Genomic DNA, 443 nt, shown 5'->3' on the forward strand with positions numbered 1-443 from the left:
GACCCCCGTTGTCGAAGTCTTCCAAAACTACCAACTGGCGCAAAGCGACTTGGCAGATGCCGAAGAAATGCTGTCTGACCCTGAAATGAAAGACTTTGCCGCCGAAGAAATCGAAGCCGCAAAAGCCAAAATCGACGAACTCGATACCGAACTGCAAAAACTGCTACTGCCAAAAGATGCCGACGACGATAAAAACATCTTTATCGAAGTGCGCGCCGGTACCGGCGGCGACGAAGCCGCGCTGTTTGCAGGCGATTTGCTGCGTATGTACAGCCGCTACGCCGAGCGCAACCGCTGGCAGGTTGAAATTGTTTCCGCCAACGAAAGCGAATTGGGCGGCTATAAAGAAGTCATCGCCCGCATTATCGGCTTGGGCGCATACAGCCGTCTAAAATTTGAATCCGGTGGCCACCGCGTGCAACGCGTCCCTGCCACCGAAAGCC

Annotated in this window: 1 protein-coding gene; it reads left to right on the top strand. The window is 54.4% G+C overall.

Features of this window, described 5'->3' with window-relative positions:
- Nucleotides 1-443 (top strand): PCRF domain-containing protein (locus ACTHUR_RS21075; RefSeq protein WP_440400757.1); only part of this gene is annotated, 443 nt, incomplete at both ends.

It is taken from the genome of Neisseria sp. P0021.S007 (assembly GCF_051956855.1).